At 41.6% G+C, this 3326-nt stretch carries 3 protein-coding genes; 2 read left to right on the top strand and 1 reads right to left on the bottom strand.

Annotation, left to right across the window (positions count from 1 at the left end):
• The first annotated feature begins 9 nt into the window (after nucleotides 1–9).
• A complete protein-coding gene (locus tag VN379_RS25120; protein WP_414714968.1) occupies nucleotides 10–138 on the top strand; it encodes a hypothetical protein in 129 nt (42 codons plus the stop codon).
• Nucleotides 139–143: 5 nt separating this feature from the next.
• Nucleotides 144–2057, top strand: a complete 1914-nt coding sequence (gene gyrB / locus VN379_RS07285; RefSeq protein ID WP_325532331.1) for a DNA topoisomerase (ATP-hydrolyzing) subunit B — start codon at nucleotides 144–146, stop codon at nucleotides 2055–2057.
• Nucleotides 2058–2178: 121 nt separating this feature from the next.
• On the opposite strand, the gene VN379_RS07290 is transcribed toward gyrB, so the two are convergent.
• Nucleotides 2179–3255 carry an FUSC family protein gene (locus VN379_RS07290; protein ID WP_325532333.1) on the bottom strand — a complete coding sequence of 359 codons (1077 nt, stop codon included), beginning with the start codon at nucleotides 3253–3255 and terminating at the stop codon, nucleotides 2179–2181.
• Between the last annotated feature and the right edge of the window lie 71 nt (nucleotides 3256–3326).

Below are 3326 nucleotides of genomic sequence, written 5' to 3' on the forward strand. Positions count from 1 at the left end.
GTTATTGATATATCCGATAACAGTGCAAAAAGTTTTATTATAACCGACCAAATTGTTTATCTGTCAGCGATATCATCGCAAACATTGAAAAAAAGAGCTGGCCATTTATCGGTCGGAGATGAGGAATACGGGGGTTAGGTATTATGTCAGATATGAGTGATACAACAGTAAGCGGCAATTATGGCGCTCAGCAGATTCAGGTTCTAGAAGGCTTGGAAGCTGTTCGCAAACGCCCGGGCATGTATATTGGCAGTACTTCGGCCAAAGGATTGCATCATCTGGTCTATGAGGTAGTTGATAATAGTATTGACGAGGCGTTGGCCGGTTTTTGCAACAGGGTTGAAGTAACAATACATAAAGACAATAGTATAACAGTCATTGACAATGGACGCGGTATCCCGGTTGATATGCACGAAACGGGCAGACCGGCCGTTGAGGTTGTTCTCACTATATTGCATGCCGGTGGTAAATTTGGCGGCGAAGGCTATAAAGTTTCCGGTGGTCTTCATGGCGTTGGTGTATCGGTAGTAAATGCGTTATCAGAGTGGATGGAAGTAGAAGTTAAAAGAAATGGCAAGATTCACTTTATCCGTTTTGAACGCGGTACTACAGTACAGAGCCTTAAGGTTATTGGTGAAACCAATGAAACAGGCACTAAAGTTTGCTTTAAACCTGACAGGGAGATTTTTGAGGAAATAGAATACAGCTTTGAAACCCTAAAAAACCGCTTGCGCGAATTGGCCTTTCTTAACCGGACTTTGACTATTACCCTTGAAGACGAGCGGAATGAAGAGAAAAAAGAGTTTTATTATGAGGGCGGGATCACTTCTTTTGTTGAGCATCTAAATAAAAGTAGAGATGTTGTTCATAAGCCAATCTATTTAAACGGCTCTAAAGACACTACCCTTGCTGAGATTGCCATTCAATACAATGATGGTTATGTGGAGAGCATCTATTCTTTTGTTAACAATATCAATACCCAAGAAGGCGGAACTCATTTGAGCGGGTTTAAGATTGCTTTAACCCGGACAATTAATGATTATGCCCGTAAGTTTAACGTACTAAAAGAAAATGATGAAAACCTAAGTGGCGAAGATGTCCGTGAAGGGTTGACAGCAGTCATTAGTGTTAAAATCCAGGAGCCTCAGTTTGAAGGCCAAACCAAAACTAAGCTGGGTAACAGTGAGGTCAGAGGGGTTATTGACAGCATCGTCTCTGAAGGTCTTAACGAGTTTTTTGAAGAAAACCCGGCTGTTACTAAGAAAATTATTGAAAAATCGGTTACTGCATCGCGTGCCCGTGAGGCTGCCCGTAAGGCGCGGGAATTAACCCGGCGTAAAAGTGCTCTTGAGTCAAGCTCATTACCAGGAAAACTGGCCGATTGTTCGATTAAAGACCCTGATCAAACAGAGATATATCTGGTAGAAGGAGATAGCGCTGGTGGCTCGGCAAAACAAGGCCGCGATCGTCGCTTCCAGGCTATTCTGCCATTGCGTGGTAAAATTCTGAATGTAGAAAAAGCACGCATGGATAAAATTCTTAACAATGAAGAAATCAGGGCTATGATTACGGCCTTTGGTAGCGGAATTGGCGAAGAATTTGATATTGAAAAACGGCGTTATGGAAAAATAATTATTATGACAGATGCTGATGTTGACGGTTCACATATCCGTACCTTGCTGTTAACCTTCTTCTATCGTCATATGCAGCCATTGATCCAAAGCGGTCATGTGTTTATTGCCCAGCCGCCGCTGTATCTTATCAAAAAAGGCCGGGAGAGCTGGTATCTCTACAGTGATGCCGAGATGGATAATCTGCTGGGTAAAATAGGCCGTGAGGGCATTAATGTTCAGCGTTACAAAGGTTTAGGTGAGATGAATCCAGAACAACTATGGGAAACAACTATGAATCCTGAGTCACGAACAATCCTTAGAGTTGACCTTGAGGATGCCATAGCTGCTGATGAGATTTTTTCGGTACTTATGGGTGATAAAGTGGAACCACGACGTAAGTTTATTGAGGATAATGCAAACAAAGTTAGGAATCTGGATATCTAATATTGCTGTTTTTTCAAAAAAAAGAAGCTGTACTGCTAAAGTACAAGCTTTTTTTTATCCTGATGGAAAGTAGAACTAGGGTCGGATCCAGCCTGTTTTCTTTATAATAAGAGCAGTTCAGCTAAGCGTTTCTTACTGTACTGTCGTATAATAATTTCTTAGCCTGACGAGAGGCCCATTTAATTTCGTTTGCTGTTACGGCAACATCAAGTAAAGGATGCAAGTAACTACCTGTCAGTGTTGATTGCCACTGCTCAATTGCTTGCGTCAGCTTCTCCCAGTAGTCTTCACTGATTACTTCAGGCTCTGCTGCCAGCCCGCCGATTATAACAGACCTCAACTTACTATTAACTCTGGTGATAGTAATACAACCGCTTGCTAGTATTTCTAAAATTTTTTGAAACTCCGGGCTGATAGGCTGCAAGCCAGATTGTAGGCGACGGTCGAATCTTGCCGGCAGGAGTTCATAAATCCGGTCGGCTTTTCCAATCAGGGATTGGTTATAATCAATGAATTTTTCGGCGGTAGCAAACCAGTTTAGTTGCTCGGATTTATCCGGATTTAATAAATCGCCTTCACGACTTAGAAATTCTAACAGTTTACGTGATTCTTTGTTAGTTTTATGAACGATTTCCTTTTGATCTAGATGTAACGTTGGTTTGCTATTGTCAAGTTCGACATAGTCTTGAATGGCCTGGCAAAAGTAAAGAACAGCCTGTTTGTTGCTTTCTTCTAGTTTTTCCTTAAATTGCTGCTGATAGCGGGGCGGCCAGAGGATAATATTAGTAAGCATGGCTACACTTAAACCAACAAATATTACCGATGATCTGGCGAGGGCATGCGGAATAAACTGGTCGGCGCTGGAGCTTAAGACAAATAGCGCTGCAATGATTCCCATTGTGATGCTGCTTTGAAAGTTGAATTTGATATGCAGTGATATGAGCAGGATGGTTACGAAACCCATGACAATTGGATTACCCCCGATCAGATAACCAAAAGCGAGGCCAGCGGTTACACCGAGGATATGTACCAGAATTTGATCTTTTGCTGTTTTTACTGATAAGAAGATGGAGGGCTGCATATTTATCACAGCCGAAACAGCACCAAAAAAAGCAGGTTCCAGGTTGAGTAGTTTACAAACAAACATAGTAATTGTTACTGCAATCCCTGTTTTAATAATGCGAGCACCGATTCTCATTGACATTACCTCATTTTCTTGTTTACAGGTGTAATACTCATACAGCTAAAATCCATAATAATTCATTAATG

The sequence above is a fragment of the Sporomusa sp. genome (assembly GCF_035561255.1).
Taxonomy (GTDB): Bacteria; Bacillota; Negativicutes; order Sporomusales; family Sporomusaceae; genus Sporomusa.